The following is a 15,444-nucleotide window of genomic DNA, read 5'->3' as shown; positions in this document are numbered from 1 at the left end:
AGTAGTCACCGGGAGGCACCGTTAGAGCACTCTGGCACAAGCCGCCGGTGCGCGCACAACCACTGCGTATCATCCCGTGAATGAGTCCGCCCTCTTCTGCCGCCCGAGCATGTGCTCGGTGCTGGGTGGTAAGCGACGATTCATCAAAGCATGCCCATCACGCTCCTTCACCGGCTCGCCGCCGCCACTCTGCCCTGCAACATCGAAGGCGGCCGCAACGTCGATGCCGTACGCATTCTGGTGATGGCGGGGCATATCAAGGCGACCATTCCGGCGCCGGTCCGCACGCTCGATGGCTACGTGCAACCCATCGCCACTGTCACGGCGGTCACGCCGCTGGGCCAGACGATGTTGAGGAAGTTCGTGCCGCCGGGCGGGCGCAAACCCTGACGCTGCGTTGCAGCCACGTGACGTCCCTCAATCGACTTTCGACTCGGCTTCCTGCAGCAACCTCCACATCACCTTGCCGCTGCCGCTCTTGGGCAACGCATCGACGAACTGCACCTTGCGCGGGATCTTGTAGACCGCCATGTTCTCGCGGCACCAGTCGATGATCTGCTGCTCGGTCGTGTCTTTGTGCGTCGGGCGCAGCACCACCATCGCCTTGACCGATTCACCGCGGTAGTCGTCCTTCATCGAAATGACGCACGCCTCCTGGATGGCGGGGTTGCGGAACATCAGCAACTCGACCTCGGCTGGCCACACCTTGAAGCCGCTCGCGTTGATCATTCGCTTCAATCTGTCGGTCATGAAGAAGTAGCCGTCTTCGTCGACACGGCCCATGTCGCCAGTGCGAAAGAAGCGCTTGCCCTCGAACTCGATGAACGCCGCCGCCGTGGCATCCGGCCGCTTCCAGTAGCCCTGGAACACCTCGGGCCCGTGCGTGATGATTTCGCCCGACTCGCCCACGCCCAACTCCTTGAGCGTGTCGGGATCGATGACGCGCGAATCGGTGCTCATGTACGGGATGCCGAGGCATTGCTGCTTGGGATGCTCGAACGGATTGGCGTGTGACGGCGCGGCTGTCTCTGTCAGGCCATAGCCTTCCTGGTACTTCAGGCCGAACTGCTCCAGCAGCCGCTGCGCCACCGCCTGCGGCATCGCCGCGCCGCCGCCGCCGATGTAGGTCAGGCTGGTGAGGTCGTAGCTTGCGAAATTCGGGCTGGCCATCAGGTCGATCACCATCGTCGGGATGTTGGTCCAGCTCGAGACCTTCCAGCGCGAGATGAGCCGCCCCGCCACTTCACGATCCCAGCGCGGCATGATGACCAGCGTGCCGCCGAACAGGATCGACGTGTGCATCATGCTGACCGTGCCGGTGATGTGGAACATCGGCACCACGGCCAGTACGATCGCCTCGGCCGAACCCAGACCCCACAACTGGCCGGCGAAGGCGTTGTGATTCAGGCTCGAGTGGTTGTGGATGCACCCCTTGGGCAAGCCTGTGGTGCCGCTGGTGTAGGGCAGCAATGCCATGTCGTTGGCGCCGACTACATGCTCCGGCGGTGCATGGCCGGCGCTCAACGCGTCGGTCCACGTCATGGTGTTTCCGTTGGCGAGTTCGGGCAGCGGATGGCGGGTAAGCAGCCAGTCGCGCCAAGCCGGTGCAGGCGCCTCGTCGCCGCTGACTTCGGCATCGAAGGCGTCCGTGAAATGCGTGACGATCATGTGCGCCAGGCGGTCCTTCGCGTCCAGCGCGTTGCTGGCCTTGGCCAACTCCGGTGCCAGGTCGCCGGTGGTGATCGCGACCTTGGCATCGGGGTCGGTGATGTAGTGCTTGAGCTCCTCGGCACGGTTCATCGGATTGACCGGCACCACCACCGCATTGGCTCGGAGGATCGCGAAGTGCGAGATCACCAGCTGCGGGCAGTTCTGCATGTCCAGTACCACGCGGTCACCGCGCCTAACACCCAGCGCATGCAGCGTTCCAGCGAGCCGATCGACCTGCGCCGCGAACTCGCGGTACGTGATCACGCTGCCAAAAAACACCAGCGCCGCCTTGTCCGGGAACCGCGCGGCGGAAGTCGCAAGGTTGTGCCACAGCGAGGTCGCGGGCACGGTGATCAAATGAGGCAGGCGCTGCGGCCAGAATTTGTAGTGCGGGCGATCCATGTGTTTCTCAGTCGAAAAATTAAGTCGGTTCAGGTCAGGCCCGGGAAGCCGGCAGCCTACGCCCGCGGGTGGATTCGCCGCATCGGGGATGCCCCGATGGCGTCACCTTGGCGACCCGCATTCGGCACCGCGGCACGGCTCTTTCGGGGCCAGGCGGCCGGACTGCCGCACACGCGCTGGCACCGATGTTGCATACAACGACGAACCGTCGACTTATCCAGGAGCCCTGCCATGCCGTCCAATTTCTCGAAACGCCACTTCATGCTCGCGATCGCCGCAGCTTCCCTGTTTGCCGCCGGCGGCGTGCAGGCGCAAAACGTTCTCGACAACGTGATGAAGTCCAAGACGCTGAAGGTGGCGATTCCCACCGACTACCCGCCTTACGGCTTCGTCGGCACCGACATGGCGCCGCAGGGCCTCGACATCGACGCAGCGCGCCTCATCGCCGCCAAGATGGGTGTCAAGCTCGAGCTGGTGCCGGTGACCAGCGCCAACCGCATACCCTACCTGCAGACCAAGAAGGCGGATCTGGTGATCTCCACGCTGGGCAAGAACGCCGAGCGCGAAAAGGTGATGGACTTCTCGTCGGCCTACGCCCCGTTTTTCCAGGGCGTGTTCGCGTCGAAGAGCGTGAAGCTGACCGACTTCAAGGAAATGGCCGGCAAGACCGTGGCGGTGACACGCGGCGCCATGGAAGACCAGGAACTGAACAAGGTGGCACCGGCGAACGTCGACTACCGCCGCTTCGAAGACAACAACGCCACTGTCGCCGCCTTCGTCGCCGGACAGACGCAAACCATCGCTATGAGCGGCGCGGTCGCGGCCGAGATGATCCGCAAGAACCCCAAGATCAACGCCGAGTACAAGCTCTTGCTGAAAGACAGCCCGTGCTTTGTCGGCATCGCCAAGGGCGAAGATGCGCTCAAGCTGAAGGTCAACGAGATCATCGCCGCCGCCAAGAAGGACGGCACGCTCGACGCCATGTCGAAGAAGTGGCTCGGTAAGGGCATCGGCGACCTGCCGGTCTGATCACGCGCACCGTCCACCCGCATGGAATTCGACTTCGGCGCCATCCTCGTCGACTGGCGTTTGCTCGCCAAGGGGATCACGTGGACCATCGGCCTGACGGCCATCGCCACGCTCATCGGTATGGTCGTCGGCGTGGCCTGTGCATGGGCACGTTCCAGCGGACCGGCCTGGCTGCGCTGGGTGGTCGGCGCGTATGTGGAGCTGATCCGCAACACGCCGTTCATCGTGCAGCTGTTCTTCATCTTCTTCGGCTTGCCGGCGGCGGGCGTCAAGCTGTCGCCCGAAGTGGCATCGATCATCGCAATGGTCGCCAACCTCGGTGCTTATTCGACCGAGATCATTCGCGCCGGCATCGAGGCCACGCCCAAGGGCCAGATCGAAGCGGCGGTGAGCCTCGCGCTCAACAAGGCGCAGGTCTTCTTGCGCGTGGTACTGCCTCCGGCGCTTAAGAAGGTCTGGCCGTCGATGGTGAGCCAGATCATCATCGTCATGCTCGGCTCCGCGGTGTGCGGCCAGATTTCAGTCGAAGAGCTGAGCTATGCAGCCAACCTGATCCAGAGCCGCAACTTCCGCGCTTTCGAAGCATTCATCGTTGCCACGTTGATCTACCTCGCGCTATCGGTGGGCTTGCGACGCCTGCTCAACTGGGCCGGCCCGCGCTGGCTCTTCGGTCGCTGAGCGCAGAAAAAGCACCATGATCGAATTCACCCTCTGGGACATCCTGCGCAACCTCCTGCTGGCGCTGCGCTGGACCGTCGCGCTGTCGTTGATCGCCTTCGTCGGTGGTGGCCTGGTGGGCGCAATCCTGCTGCTGTTGCGCCTGCGTGCCGGCAAATGGCTCGACCGCGCGATCAGCGTTTATGTTCAGCTGTTTCAGGGCACGCCGCTGCTGATGCAGTTGTTCCTCGCTTACTTTGGCATCGCGCTGCTGGGCGTCGATGTGTCGGCCTGGACCGCTGCCACCGTGGCGCTCACGCTCTACACCAGCGCCTATCTCACGGAGATCTGGCGTGGTTGCGTGGCCTCGATTCCCAAGGGCCAATGGGAAGCATCCGGCAGCCTGGCGCTCAGCTTCGGCGAGCAGATGCGCCACGTCATCCTGCCGCAAGCCATCACCATCGCCACGGCGCCCACCGTGGGCTTTCTCGTTCAGGTGGTCAAAGGCACGGCGCTCGCTTCGGTGATCGGCTTCGTCGAACTCACCAAGGCCGGCAGCATGATTTCAAACGCCACCTTCCAGCCGTTCGTGGTGTTCGCCTGCGTCGCGCTGCTGTATTTCGCACTGTGTTTCCCGATCAGCTTGTATGCCAAGCACCTCGAAAGGAAGATCAATGTCCACCGTCGTTGAAGCCCCGGCCGCCGCTGCGCGCACCGCCCTCGGCGGGCCCATCGTCCAGATCACCGCCCTTCGAAAGTCTTATGGCTCCAACGAGGTGTTGAAGGGCATCGACCTCACAGTGAAGCGTGGTGAAGTCATCGCCGTCATCGGCAAGAGCGGCTCCGGCAAGAGCACGCTGCTGCGCTGCATCAACGGGCTCGAAGTGTTCCAGGAAGGCGCGCTCAGTGTCGATGGCAAGCCCTTGTTGCACGAGAGCGCGATGGCCATGCGCGAGCTGCGCCAGCACGTCGGCATGATCTTTCAGAGCTTCAACCTGTTCCCGCATCTGACGGTCGGCAAGAACGTCATGCTGGCGCCCACGCTGGTCAAGAAGCGGACGACTGCCGAGGCGACGGCGCAAGCCAAGAAGCTGCTGGCCCGCGTCGGGCTGGCTGAAAAGTTCGATGCCATGCCCGATCAGCTGTCGGGTGGCCAGCAACAGCGCGTGGCCATCGCGCGCGCGCTGGCGATGGAGCCGGCAGTGCTGCTGTGCGACGAGATTACGTCGGCACTCGACCCTGAACTGGTCGGCGAGGTGCTGCGCGTAGTGGAGTCGCTGGCCGACGAAGGCATGACCTTGCTGATGGTCACGCACGAGATGAGTTTTGCCCGCAAGGTGAGCGACCGGTTGATCTTCATGCACCAGGGCAAGGTGCACGAGATGGGCCCGCCGACCGAGCTGTTCAGCAACCCGCAGACGCCTGAACTGAAGCAGTTTCTGTCTTCGCTGCACGATTGAGCTTGGCGTTGAAAAAACCCGCCCGGTGCGTTTGCGCCGGGCGGGTTTTTTTGCTTTAGGCGGTGCGTGATCGTGTCTGCGCTGCGAAACTTTCGCATGCAGATCCTTCTAAAGTCGAAGGTGACAGCTGTTTACGGCCCGCTCGCGTTGCGCTTTCCCACAAGAATCGCGATTCCAGCTTTGTCCTGCGTGCCGCCAGAATTTCATGTTCCCCAAAAGGCCATAGTTCATGACGTCAACCCAAAACCGACCATCGACCCGCCCCGGTGTTGCTGACAAGCGACGCGTTTTTCAGCAGCTGCACACGTCGGGATGCTTCGCCCTTCCAAACCCCTGGGACGTCGGAAGCGCGCGCTATTTGCAAGGCCTGGGCTTCAAGGCGTTGGCAACGACCAGCTCAGGTTTTGCATGGTCGCGTGGTGAGCCTGATGGCGCGGCGTCGCGCGACGCTGTGCTGGCGCATTTGCACGAGATCGTCGAGGCTTGCGACTTGCCGGTGAATGCAGATTTCGAAAGCGGCTTCGCGCCCGATGCTGCCGGCGTGGCGGAGAGCGTTCGACTCGCGATAGAGACCGGCATCGCCGGCGTGTCGATCGAAGATTCCACCGGCAGCGCCGCCAGCCCGCTGCACGACATCGAAACCGCGGTGGCGCGGCTGCGTGCCGCACGCGGCGCCATCGACAAGGCAGGCGGCGACTGCCTGCTGGTCGGCCGGGCCGAATGTTTTCTGGTCGGCCGACCCGACCTCGACGAAACGATTTATCGCCTTCGAGCCTACGCCGCAGCCGGCGCCGATTGCCTCTATGCGCCGGGCATCAAGACCCGCGAGCAGATCGCGGCCGTGGTCGCTGGCGTGGCGCCCAAGCCGGTCAATCTGCTGATCGGCTCGACAAGCGATCTCACGATGGCCGAGGTGGCGGAGTTGGGTGTGCGACGCGTCAGCGTGGGTGGCGCGCTGGCGCGAGCGGCCTGGGGCGCTTTCTCGAACGCTGCCAAACTGATAGCCGAACAAGGCAGCTTCGACGGCTTCGCCCAGGCTGCTTCGGGCAACGAACTCGACAACTTTTTTCGCGCGGACCGCGCGGGCCGTGCATAGCCCCAATCAACGCAACCCTTCATGAACCTGATGCTTTCCCAACCGCCGTCCCCTCGGTTCTCCAATCAGATTTCCCGCCGCCGCCTCGTCGGTGCGACGCTGCTGGCTGCGGTGCTGCCGGCCGGTGCCCCTGCCTTCGCAGGCTTCAACTTCTTCACGAACGAATACACCGCCAGCCGCGTCGAACTGCAGGCGCAGATCGTCAAGCATTTTCCAGTGGCGCAGCGCTATGCGGAGCTGTTCACCGTCGGCCTGCGTGAGCCGCAGTTGAGCCTCGACGCACTCGGCAACAGGGCGACCGTCACTGCGGTGTTGTCGATCGCCAGCCCGCTGCTGCGGCCATCCCCGATGGAGGGAATCGTCTCCGTGAGCAGCGCGCTCAGGTACGACGCGGCCACGCGTTCGTTGCGCCTGGACCAGCCGAAAGCCGAACGCCTCGAACTCCAAGGCGTGGGCGGCAGAGATGCCGAGCGCGTGCAGCAGATCGGCGCCCTCGTTGCGCAGGAGTTGCTGCGTGACCAGGTGCTGCGCAGCTTCACCGCAGAGGAACTCACCGTCGGCCGCAAGACCTACGAGATCGGTGACATCACGGTGGTCGACGACGGGATCAAGGTGCAGTTGCGGTAGGCCCGCTCAGACCGCGTGCAGATGCTGATACAGGATGGTCGAGCCTATCCCGATCAACACCACGCCACCCAGGGCCTCGGCCCAGCGGCCCGCGATTTTGCCGAGCACACGGCCGACCATCACGCCGAGCGTCACCATGATGAAGGTCGCGAAGCCGATCGAGGCGGCAATGGGAAAAATGTTGACGTTCAGGAAAGCCAGCCCGACGCCGACCGCCATGGCATCGATGCTGGTCGCAAAGCCCGTGGTCGCCAACACCCAGAAGGAATGGCGCGTCGGCTTTTCATCCTCTTCTTCGGCAGGCGTCTTCAAGCCCGCGTAGATCATGCGGACGCCTAGAACGCCGAGCAATGTGAAAGCGATCCAGTGATCCCAGGCGTTGACATAGTCGGCGGCTGCATGGCCCAGCACCCAGCCGATCATCGGGGTGATCGCTTCGATGACGCCGAAGATGAGCCCGGTGCGCAGCGCCTCGGACCAGCGCGGGTTCTGTAGGGCCGTGCCTTTGCCGACGGCGGCGGCAAACGCGTCGGTCGACATGGCCAGCGCGAGCAACGCTATTGCGGCGAAATTCATGGTGGGAAATACTTTTTATTGGCTCGGTCGGGCAAGAACAGAGGCGTGTCATCACTGCCCGACTCACATCGTGCTGACACGCCAATGGTCTCGCCAACCTGCAAAGGCTGCCTGCGCCACAGCGTGCAGGGTGCACGCCGAGTATGTTGACGCAGGCGCTTCCGTGAAGCGGAAGCCGGCTACTCCCCAATGGGGAGGCTAGTGTAGGTGCTCGAGCACACCGCGGTGCTTCATGTCGCGCAAAATTCCCTAGGGCGAAGGCAATGGGATAACCGTCAGGTGTCGCTCCACTTGCGCAACAGGTTGTGGTACGTGCCAGTCAATGTACGGCGCGCCCGCTCGTCGGCGCCGCTCTGGTTGAGCCGCTGGATCGCGGTGTCCATGTCGAACAGCAACGCGCGATCACCGGCATCGCGCACCAGGCTTTGCACCCAGAAAAAGCAGGCGACCCGCACGCCCCGTGTGATCGGCGTGACCTGATGCACGCTGGTCGCCGGATAGACGACGAGATCGCCAGCGGCCAGCTTGACGCTCTGCATGCCGTGCGTGTCCTCCATCTGCAGTTCCCCGCCGTCGTAACTTTCCGGGTCGGAAAGGAACAACGTCGCAGAAAGATCGGTGCGCAGCTTGCGGCCGGTATGCGGATGAATGCGCACGCCACCGTCGACGTGCAGGCCGAAGGTCATGCCCTCGCTGTAGCGGTTGAACATCGGCGGGTACAGCAGGTTGGGCAACGCCGCGCTGATGAAGGTCGGGTTGCGCTCGAGCGCAGCGGCCACGATGTCCTGGCACGCATGCGCCACTTCGGCACGCTCGTCGATCTGCTGGTTGAACTTGACCGGCGCACCCTGGTGGCCGGCCGTGGCGCGACCGTCGACCCAGGCATCGCCCGCTGCGTCGAGCCGAGTGCGCACCTCGGCCAGCGCATCGGCATCGAGAACTTTCGGAATGCAGACCAGCATGAAGGCAGTTTGGCGCTGTCAAAAACGGTAGTTGAGCGACACCGTGGCCGCTCGACCCGAACCCGGCACGGAGCGCCCTCCATCGGACGGAATCAGGGCATCGTAGTAGTACTTGTTCGACAGGTTGAACAGATTCAGGCGAATGTCGTACTTGGGCTGATGGTAAGCCAGCAGCGCGTCGAAGCGCACGTAGCCCGGCACCCGCACGAGGTTCGTGTTGTTCGCGAACCGGTGCGCGTTGTAGGTGGCGCCGCCGCCCACTTCCCACGCAGGCGTGATGGCGTACGTCGCCCAGAAACTGGCCGAGTCTTTCGGCGTGTTGGCAGGCGTCTTGCCGAGCGTGCCGGGTGCGATGCCCTCGATGATGGTGGCATCCAGGTGCGTGTAGGCGCCGAACAGCTGAAGCTGATCGGTAATGCGACCAGCGACGCCCGCGCGAGCACCGTTGACGCGCACTGTGCCGGTGGCCGTGTATGTGCCGTCGTTGTTTTGTGCGCGCGCATTGGTCTGCGTGATCTGGAACGCGGCGGCGCTGAAAGACAGATTGCCGTTCATCGTGTCCCACTTGCCGCCAACCTCGTACGATTTGTTTTTTTGCGGTGGCAAAGGCTGTGTGCCTCCGGTGGTCGCGACCAGTTGCTCGAGCGATGGATTGAACGACGTGCTGTAAGACGCGTAGTACGACTGCTCCGGCGTCGGCTGCCAGATGGCGCCCGCACGCACGCTGTTGAAATTGACCGTCTGCTGCTCGTAGCCAAGTGTCGTGGCGCTGGTGACGGTGTTCGCGATATCGGCCTTGTAGCGGTCGTGGCGCACACCCGCGACCAGCTTCCACTGCGGGCTCAGCTCGATCGTGTCGTTGACATAGGCAGCCACCGTCGTGGCAGTGGCGGTCGCCAGATTGCCCGGACGGCTCGGCGCGTTGAGTGGCGAATCGGTTTCGATGGGGAAAGCCAGCGGCGTGCAGGACACATAGCCGCTGGTGGTGCCCGCCGGGTTCAGTGCGACGCCGCCACAGCTGCCGTTGCGGTAGTACGCCTGGTTGCGGTAGGTGTCCCGACCCAGTTCGAAACCGGTCAGCAGCGTGTGCTTGATCGATCCCGTGTCGAACTTGGTGCTCAGTTCCGTCAAATTGAAGAGCGACTTGTCGTTGATGACGCGGTCGTGGCTTTGCTGGCGCACCCACAGCTGCTCGAGCGGCAGCGTGCTGGACACCGCAGCCGGCGCGGCGGTGGTGCCGGTCGACGACGCGATGAACGAGCCGTTGGCGGCGCGCCGGCCGATGTTCTGCGGCGATGTTTCACGCGCATCCGTCGTCACGTCGTTCAACTGCGTCTGGTTGCGGATCGTCGTTGTCGGCGTGATCTTGTGCGTGACCAGCGCGCCGAACGCCCGGATGTCGGAAATCGTGCGGTCGTCGCTGTCGCCATACGCGGTGTTGCGATCGACCTTGGCCGGCCGGCCGTTGAGGCCGAGCACGCCGTAGTCCGCCATGTCGCGGTTGTGCTGCACCAGTGCCGACAAAGTGACTTGCGTCGGCGTCCCGATGCCCAACTTGAGCATCGGCGCGATGCCGACGTCTTGCAGGCGGGTCTGGTCGCGCGTGGTGGCATTGCCGTCCTGGCCCATCGCGGAGAGGTGAAAGGCCGATGTGTCGGACATCGGCTGGTTGAGGTCGACGGTGGTGCGCACCAGCCCGGTGGTGCTGGCCGACACCGACGCTTCGGCGGATGGCGTCAGCGTCGGCCGTTTGCTCACCTGGTTGATGACGCCGCCGGTGCTGCCACGCCCGAACAGCATCGACGACGGGCCCATCAGCACTTCCACCGAATCGAGCGCGAAGATGTCGCGGTAGTACTGCGCCCGATCGCGTGCCCCGTCGAGGTAGATGTCGGTGCGTGCGGAGAAGCCGTTCAGGTTGATGTTGGTGCCGATCTGGCCACCCTCGGCGCCGCCGATCGTTAACCCCGGCACGTTGCGCAACGCACTCGCCAGGGATGTCGCGCCCTGCGACTGCATCAGCGCCTGGTTGATGACGGTGATCGACTGCGGAATGTCGCGCAGTTCGGCCGGCAGCCGGCTGATCGACGCCGCGTTCGGGCCAAAGCTGGACTTGTCGGCCATGCCTTCGACCTGGATCTCGCGCAGCGTCGGGGGCACCGACGTCGATGCGGCGGGCGCGGCACCTGGCGATGGCGTGGCCGCTGTCAGGGATGCAGGACTCACGGCTGGTTGCGCTGCTTGCTGCGCCCAGGCGCCGGAGACAGAAACAAGGCTAAGGAGCGCCAGCGTGATGGGCTTTCTGCGGCTTGGCAGGGTGTCGAGTCGGGTCATGGTGTCTTGTCTTCGATCAGGCGGCTGCGCGGTTGCGAAGATGCACCGGCCAGCGTCCTAATTTTGACTGCGAATCGTTCTTATTTGTTATTACCGACTGCTTTGTGAACGCGACGAGACAAGGCAACAAGAAAACATTAACTAGTCAGGCTGGAGACAGATTCATATTTGCTAAACCTGGAACTTTTTGAAGCGACGAAAGGCTCCGTGCAAATCTGTCGCCCAACACCATCGAAAACGACAAAAACGTATAAGTTGACATCCGGAAACGTAGTAGCACGCAACCCGATCGCGCTCTTACTATTCGCGTCGAGTGAGGTGCCTGACACCGAGCCGCAGAGACAAACGGCGCCGACCTGAAGCAGTCGGCGACCGTCAATGGAGACAGTCGATGAAACCAGACCTCGAGGTCGTTCAGATAGGACGCGCCCACTCCTTCAAGGCATGGGAGCACGGCTATCCATTCAGGACCGTGCGCTGGCACTTCCACCCGGAGTGCGAACTCCATCACGTGGTGGAGACCACTGGCCGCTGCTTCGTCGGCGACTACATCGGCGATTTCGCGCCGGGCCATCTGGTGCTGACCGGTCCCAACCTTCCTCACAACTGGGTCAGCGATCTCGCCGCCGGCACGTCGGTACCGCTGCGCGGCCGCGTCCTGCAGTTCAACGAGCAGTTCATCCGGGATGCGTCCGAAATCCTGCCTGAGCTTTGCTCATTTCTTCCGGTGTTGGAAATGAGCCGGCGCGGCGTGCTTTTCACGCCAGCCACGGCGGCCATGGTCGGCCCGAAGATTCAGGAGTTGATCGGTGCGACCGACATCCGGCGCATCGAACTCTTCGCCTCGATCCTTGGCGCGCTGAGCCGGGACACGGGCAGCCGCCCGATGACCAGCAGCGACTACCACCCGGACCCGCATGGCTTCATGGCGAACGGGATCAACGCGGCGCTCGACTACATCCGCGCTCACCTGACCGAATCTTTTGGGGAACCCGAACTGGCCGTGATCTCGCGACTCAGCACCAGCGCCTTCTCGCGCAGCTTTCGCCGGCACACCGGCATGGCACTCGGTCAATACGTCAATCGGCTTCGCATCAACCTCTCGACGCAGCTTCTGATGAGCGATGACGACATGACGATCACCGACATCTGCTTCGCCTCGGGCTTCAAGAACATTTCCAATTTCAACCGGCAGTTTCTTCGGCAAAAGGGCATTCCGCCATCGCGCTTTCGAGCCTTGCTGGCCGAGAACGCCGGCATTGCCGAAGCGGCTTGAGAAAGGAGTTTCACATCGAGGCACCCAGGTGCTTGCGAAACAGTCAGCGAGAGAGATTTGCAACCCATGCCGGCAACCCCTTGCGCCGGCCATTCAAAGAAAAGAGACAACCCCATGAAGAAACTTTCCAGCCCTTCTTTCAGCGCAACCGCGCTCGCAATGGCAATCGGTCTCACGACCGGAACGGCAGCGTTTGCCGCACCGTCCGGGACCGTCGCTTTCCTGATGCCCGACCAGGCTTCGACGCGCTACGAACAGCACGACTTTCCCGGCTTCAAGGCCGAGATGAGCAAGCTCTGCGCGGACTGCAAGGTGCTCTATCAGAACGCCAACGGCGATGTCGCGCAGCAGCAGCAGCAATTCAACTCGGTGATCTCGCAAGGCGCCAAGGTCATCGTCCTGGACCCGGTGGATTCGACTTCCGCGGCGTCGCTGGTCAAGCTCGCCCAGAGCAAGGGCGTGAAGGTCATCGCATATGACCGTCCGGTGCCCACGACGCCAGCCGACTACTACGTGTCTTTCGACAACGAAGGCATCGGCAAGGCTATCGCCGAGTCGCTGGTGCAGCACCTCAAAGACAACAAGGTGCCGATGGACAAGGGCGGCCTGCTGGAAGTAAACGGTTCCCCCACCGATGCGGCTGCGGGCCTCATCAAGAAAGGCATCCACGCCGGCCTGGAGAACAGCGGATACAAGACACTGGCCGAGTTCGACACGCCTGAATGGGCGCCGCCCAAGGCACAGCAGTGGGTGAGCGGGCAGATCACCCGGTTCAGCACGCAGATCATCGGCGTGGTCGCCGCCAACGACGGCACGGGCGGGGGCGCCATCGCCGCCTTCAAGGCAGCCGGCGTGAACCCGGTGCCGACCGTTACGGGCAACGACGCCACGATCGCCGCCTTGCAATTGATCATCGCGGGCGACCAGTTCAACACGATTTCCAAGCCAAGCGAGATCGTGGCGGCCGCAGCGGCCCGAGTCGCCGTCGGCTTCCTGGCCGGCGAGACGCCCAAGTCGGAAATGAAACTCTACGACACGCCTTCGCAACTCTTCGTACCCGCAGTCGTCACGGCGAAGAACCTGAAAGCGGAAATCATCGACAAGAAGATCGCCACGGCCAATGAACTTTGCACCGGGCGCTACGCCGACGGCTGCAAGAAGCTCGGCATTTCCAACTGACAGACAGCAGGCTCCACCAGAAGGCTTCGAGTCGATGACCGATCCAACCCCCCCACGGCGTTCTGCAGGCGAACTGGTCCTGAGCCTGCGCAACGTCTCCAAGCGCTTCGGCGCAGTGTCAGCCCTGACGGACATCGACCTCGACGTTCACGCCGGTGAAGTGGTCGCGCTGGTCGGCGACAACGGCGCCGGCAAATCGACCCTGGTGAAGGTGCTGGCCGGTGTCCACCAGCCCAGCGCCGGGACCATTCACTTCGGCGGCAAACAGGTCACGCTCGACAACCCCGGCGCGGCGCTCGATCTGGGCATCGCCACCGTGTTCCAGGACCTGGCCCTGTGCGAGAACCTCGACGTCGTCGCCAACATCTACCTCGGGCGCGAGCTCAATGCCCTGTGCCTCGACGAGGTCGCGATGGAGGTCAAGGCCTGGACACTGCTCAACGAGTTGTCGGCCCGCATTCCGAATGTGCGCGATGTCGTCGCATCGCTGTCGGGCGGCCAGCGCCAGACCGTGGCCATCGCACGCTCCCTGTTGCTGGACCCCAAGTTGATCATGCTGGACGAACCCACCGCGGCGCTGGGCGTCGCACAGACCGCCGAAGTGCTGAACCTGATCGAGCGGGTGCGCGATCGCGGACACGCGGTGATCATGATCAGCCACAACATGGAAGACGTCCGGGCGGTCGCGGACCGGATCGTCGTCTTGCGGCTCGGCCGCAACAACGGCATGTTCTATCCCGATTCCTCCAACCAGGAATTGGTGGCCGCCATCACCGGCGCGACCGAAAACGCGGTGTCCCGCCGGGCCGGCCGGCGCCAGGAAGCGCAGCACGTCGACAAGCGGGAGAACGCATGACCACCGAAGCGAAAAACGTGTTGCAACCGCAGCCGCTGCTGGACCGCAGCGACGTCCGCGTCAAGCATGCTGAAGGCCTCGGCGGCACCGTCTCCGCCTTCGTCGAGCGCGTCCGCTCCGGCGACCTGGGCTCGCTGCCGGTGATCGTCGGCCTCGTCATTATCTGGACCGTCTTCACCAGCTTGAACCCGGTGTTTCTTTCGGCCGACAACCTGGTCAACCTGCTGTTCGATTGTTCGACCACGGGCGTCATCGCGCTGGGCATCGTCTGCGTATTGATGGTCGGGCAGATCGACCTTTCCGTCGGCTCGATGAGCGGCTTCGCTTCGGCTCTGCTCGGCATGCTCTGGGTCAATCAGGGCTGGCCGCTGCTGGTGGCGATCGTCGTCGCACTGCTGGTCGGTGGCTTGATCGGCGCGGTCTATGCCCTGCTTTTCAACCGGCTCGGCATGCCCAGTTTCGTCGCCACTTTGGCCGGCCTGCTGGCGATCCTCGGCCTGCAGTTGTACGTGCTGGGCAACAGCGGCTCCATCAACCTGCCCTACGGTTCGACGATGGTCGACTTCGGGCAAATGCTGGTCATGCCGGCCATCGTGTCCCACCTGTTGGCACTGGCGCCCGGTGCCGTGATCCTGCTGACGGGCCTGCGCACGCGCACGCGCCGGCAGGCGGTCAACCTGTCGGCACCGTCGGTGGCGAGCCTGCTGGTTCGCGTCGTCGCCATCACGGTGTTGCTGGAGGTGGTGGTTGCCTACCTGAACCACGGACGCGGTGTGCCGCTGATGTTCGGCCTGTTTCTCGCGCTCGCGGTGGCCATGGACTACGCGCTGAAACGCACGCGCTGGGGCCGCTCGATGAACGCGGTGGGCGGCAACCGAGAGGCTGCGCGCCGCGCAGGCATCAACGTCAACATGATCTTCACCAGCGCCTTTGTCCTGTGCGCGAGCCTGGCCTCGCTGGGCGGCGTGCTGACCGCGGCCCGCTTGGCCTCGGCCAGCCAGCAGGCCGGCACGGGCGACGTCAACCTGAACGCGATCGCCGCGGCCGTCATCGGCGGAACGAGTCTCTTCGGAGGTCGCGGCAGTGCCTATTCGGCGGTGCTCGGCATCATCGTGATCCAGTCGATCGCCAGCGGCCTGACGCTGCTCAACCTTTCTTCATCGCTGCGATTCATGATCACCGGCGCCGTGTTGGCGATCGCAGTGATCGTCGACTCGATCGCCCGCCAGTCTCGCGTGTCGCATGGACGATCGTGATCAGCCGAGCCAACCGAAAACTCA

15 protein-coding genes and 1 riboswitch are annotated in these 15,444 nt (G+C 63.6%); of the genes, 11 read left to right on the top strand and 4 right to left on the bottom strand.

Going from position 1 to position 15,444, the window contains the following annotated elements:
• Positions 1 to 150: 150 nt before the first annotated feature.
• On the top strand, positions 151 to 390 hold the full coding sequence (locus RCH10_RS13455; RefSeq protein WP_409052748.1) for a hypothetical protein: 240 nt from the start codon (positions 151 to 153) through the stop codon (positions 388 to 390).
• 27 nt (positions 391 to 417) lie between these two features.
• Here RCH10_RS13455 and RCH10_RS13450 read toward each other — a convergent pair whose 3' ends face one another.
• Positions 418 to 2,112, bottom strand: a complete 1,695-nt coding sequence (locus RCH10_RS13450; RefSeq protein ID WP_409052747.1) for a long-chain fatty acid--CoA ligase — start codon at positions 2,110 to 2,112, stop codon at positions 418 to 420.
• A 231-nt stretch (positions 2,113 to 2,343) separates the two neighbouring features.
• On the opposite strand from RCH10_RS13450, the gene RCH10_RS13445 reads away from it, so the two are divergent.
• The 6 genes from RCH10_RS13445 to RCH10_RS13420 all read left to right on the top strand — a co-directional run bounded on the left by RCH10_RS13445 (position 2,344) and on the right by RCH10_RS13420 (position 6,981).
• Entirely contained in the window at positions 2,344 to 3,141 is a 798-nt protein-coding gene (locus RCH10_RS13445; RefSeq protein WP_409052746.1) for a transporter substrate-binding domain-containing protein, read from the top strand.
• A gap of 21 nt (positions 3,142 to 3,162) precedes the next feature.
• A complete protein-coding gene (locus RCH10_RS13440) occupies positions 3,163 to 3,819 on the top strand; it encodes an amino acid ABC transporter permease (protein ID WP_409052745.1) in 657 nt (218 codons plus the stop codon).
• Positions 3,820 to 3,835: 16 nt separating this feature from the next.
• Positions 3,836 to 4,489 carry an amino acid ABC transporter permease gene (locus RCH10_RS13435; protein WP_409052744.1) on the top strand — a complete coding sequence of 218 codons (654 nt, stop codon included), beginning with the start codon at positions 3,836 to 3,838 and terminating at the stop codon, positions 4,487 to 4,489.
• Entirely contained in the window at positions 4,473 to 5,258 is a 786-nt protein-coding gene (locus RCH10_RS13430) for an amino acid ABC transporter ATP-binding protein (RefSeq protein WP_323499294.1), read from the top strand. The genes RCH10_RS13435 and RCH10_RS13430 overlap by 17 nt, the downstream gene beginning before the upstream one ends.
• Before the next feature lie 229 nt (positions 5,259 to 5,487).
• Positions 5,488 to 6,354: an oxaloacetate decarboxylase gene (locus tag RCH10_RS13425; RefSeq protein WP_409052743.1), complete on the top strand. Its 867-nt coding sequence runs from the start codon at positions 5,488 to 5,490 to the stop codon at positions 6,352 to 6,354.
• A gap of 21 nt (positions 6,355 to 6,375) precedes the next feature.
• Positions 6,376 to 6,981, top strand: a complete 606-nt coding sequence (locus tag RCH10_RS13420; protein WP_409052742.1) for a DUF1439 domain-containing protein — start codon at positions 6,376 to 6,378, stop codon at positions 6,979 to 6,981.
• A gap of 6 nt (positions 6,982 to 6,987) precedes the next feature.
• Here the strand turns inward: RCH10_RS13420 and mntP are convergent, their stop codons facing one another.
• From mntP to RCH10_RS13405, 3 genes are all read right to left on the bottom strand, one after another.
• Entirely contained in the window at positions 6,988 to 7,557 is a 570-nt protein-coding gene (gene mntP, locus RCH10_RS13415) for a manganese efflux pump MntP (RefSeq protein ID WP_409052741.1), read from the bottom strand.
• Between the two features lie 22 nt (positions 7,558 to 7,579).
• A riboswitch (yybP-ykoY riboswitch) is annotated at positions 7,580 to 7,757 on the bottom strand.
• Between the two features lie 75 nt (positions 7,758 to 7,832).
• A complete protein-coding gene (locus RCH10_RS13410; RefSeq protein ID WP_323499298.1) occupies positions 7,833 to 8,519 on the bottom strand; it encodes a Fe2+-dependent dioxygenase in 687 nt (228 codons plus the stop codon).
• A gap of 18 nt (positions 8,520 to 8,537) precedes the next feature.
• A complete protein-coding gene (locus tag RCH10_RS13405) occupies positions 8,538 to 10,853 on the bottom strand; it encodes a TonB-dependent receptor (protein WP_409052740.1) in 2,316 nt (771 codons plus the stop codon).
• Between the two features lie 391 nt (positions 10,854 to 11,244).
• Here RCH10_RS13405 and RCH10_RS13400 point away from each other — a divergent pair, with 391 nt between their 5' ends.
• The 4 genes from RCH10_RS13400 to RCH10_RS13385 all read left to right on the top strand — a co-directional run bounded on the left by RCH10_RS13400 (position 11,245) and on the right by RCH10_RS13385 (position 15,420).
• Positions 11,245 to 12,129, top strand: coding sequence for an AraC family transcriptional regulator (locus tag RCH10_RS13400; protein WP_187051197.1), 885 nt, complete (start codon positions 11,245 to 11,247; stop codon positions 12,127 to 12,129).
• Positions 12,130 to 12,243: 114 nt separating this feature from the next.
• Positions 12,244 to 13,308: a sugar ABC transporter substrate-binding protein gene (locus tag RCH10_RS13395; protein ID WP_323499300.1), complete on the top strand. Its 1,065-nt coding sequence runs from the start codon at positions 12,244 to 12,246 to the stop codon at positions 13,306 to 13,308.
• 34 nt (positions 13,309 to 13,342) lie between these two features.
• The gene (locus RCH10_RS13390; protein WP_409052739.1) at positions 13,343 to 14,164 is read left to right on the top strand and encodes an ATP-binding cassette domain-containing protein; all 822 of its coding nucleotides are present in this window, start codon (positions 13,343 to 13,345) and stop codon (positions 14,162 to 14,164) included.
• Positions 14,161 to 15,420 (top strand): sugar ABC transporter permease, encoded by a 1,260-nt coding sequence (locus tag RCH10_RS13385; RefSeq protein WP_409052738.1) that lies wholly within the window; start codon positions 14,161 to 14,163, stop codon positions 15,418 to 15,420. Before RCH10_RS13390 ends, RCH10_RS13385 begins: the two co-directional genes overlap by 4 nt.
• Positions 15,421 to 15,444: the final 24 nt, after the last annotated feature.

It is taken from the genome of Variovorax sp. GrIS 2.14 (assembly GCF_046115955.1).
Classification (GTDB): domain Bacteria; phylum Pseudomonadota; class Gammaproteobacteria; order Burkholderiales; family Burkholderiaceae_C; genus Variovorax.
This window is presented reverse-complemented; position numbering and strand designations above follow the sequence as displayed.